A 1,575-nucleotide genomic window follows, 5' to 3' on the forward strand; every position below is an offset into this window, starting at 1 on the left:
CAAAAATCCACCTTAAACAACCCCTTTTTCTGTCTTGACAACCCAGGCCACCTCAAACGAACTCTCAAACTTCTACGGGAATTCTGGCTGATCCACCGGAATGAAGAGTGGTTGTTTCCCCGAGTCGGACAAGGCAGTCACGGCAAGTACGACATATCAAGGCCAATCAATCAACCTGTTTCAAAGGTAGTAATTCAGAATGCGTTTAAAGAGGCTCTTGTAGCCAGTGGCATTCGTAAGAAGGCTCATGTGCATTCGCTTCGCCACAGCTATGCAACGCACCTTCTTGAGGCTGGCGTTAACCTGCGACAGATTCAGATGAATCTGGGACACAATAGTCCTCAAACTACAGCGATCTATACACATCTGACTGGTATTGCACAGGAGAAAGCCAGAGTAAATCTGGACAAGATCATGAATGAACTACCCTGATTTCATAAATCATGATCGAGATGGCGGAGATATTCCGCCAGTACAAAGAGGAGTATCTCAGTAAGTACGGTGACAGGATTCTACCGAGTCACAGAAAGACAATTGATGACATCATTGCCTGTCGTACACCAGCACTCGGCGGGAAGCTCTATACCTGTTCCTGTGGAAAAACTGAACGGTACAGTTACCATTCCTGTGGTAACCGGCACTGTCCGAAATGCGGGAATGACAATGCCACCCTCTGGGTGGCAAAGCAGGTTAACTGCATTCCCGCAGTTCCATGCTTTCTGATTGGCTTTACCCCACCCCATGAGCTGAACAAAGTCATCAGGAGTAATCAGAAAGAATGTTACAGTCTTTTGTTCAAAGCCTCCTCCGCATCCATCAAGAAGCTTGCTGCTGATCCTCGTCTACTTGGAGCACAGCCCGGTATGCTTGGTGTTCTTCACACATGGGGGCGGAACATGTCGAACCACCCCCATATTCACTATGTGGTTCCCGGAGGAGGTATTGATAAGAACGGCAAGTGGATCTACACACCTTACAAGCAGAAGTTCTTCCTGCCAGCCAAGGCAATCTCACCAATCTTTCGTGCAAAGTTCAGAGACGGGATGAAAGCTCTCGGGCTTTATGATGCTGTACCCAAAGCGGTATGGAAGAAAAACTGGGTTGTAGACTGCAAGCGTGTCGGGAAGGGACCTGAGGTAATCAAGTATCTGTCACGCTACATCTACCGTATAGCTATCACGAACAGCCGTATTCTCTCTCTGCATGATAGAGAAGTAACATTCAAGTATAAACCGGTGGATACCAATGAATGGAAGACAATGAAGCTGCCAGTCCTTGCATTCATGGCTCGTTTTCTCCAGCATGTATTGCCCAAAGGCTTTTGCAAAGTGAGGTACTATGGATTCCTGCATCAGCGGTGCAGAGAAAAGCTGAAATCAATCAGGAAACAGTTGAAACTGCCTGAGATCACTATACCGGTTGCAGAACCCGGGAAGCACTACTGCCCTCATTGTGGAGAAGAGCTGGTACTTGTTCGCATCCTGCAGCCCCAAAGGGGGCCTCCGTGAAAAAACAATTTTCCTGTCCTGCTCGGAACAAGCTGCCAATTGCGTCTATGAGGCGGCCACGGACGGG

At 48.2% G+C, this 1,575-nt stretch carries 2 protein-coding genes; both read left to right on the forward strand.

Translation table 11 applies throughout. The annotated features are described in order from the left end of the window. A partial coding sequence (locus K8S15_03610) for a tyrosine-type recombinase/integrase (GenBank protein ID MCD4775121.1) occupies positions 1–432 on the forward strand: 432 nt, incomplete at its 5' end. A gap of 11 nt (positions 433–443) precedes the next feature. Then, the gene (locus K8S15_03615; protein ID MCD4775122.1) at positions 444–1,508 is read left to right on the forward strand and encodes a transposase; all 1,065 of its coding nucleotides are present in this window, start codon (positions 444–446) and stop codon (positions 1,506–1,508) included. Positions 1,509–1,575: the final 67 nt, after the last annotated feature.

The organism is Candidatus Aegiribacteria sp. (assembly GCA_021108005.1).
In the GTDB taxonomy this organism is placed as follows: Bacteria; Fermentibacterota; Fermentibacteria; order Fermentibacterales; family JCC-6; genus Aegiribacteria.

Bases quoted from the DNA above. Each gene is read 5' to 3' on its own strand.
- K8S15_03615 (MCD4775122.1), top strand. From the start codon at position 444: ATGATCGAGATGGCGGAGATATTCCGCCAGTACAAAGAGGAGTATCTC.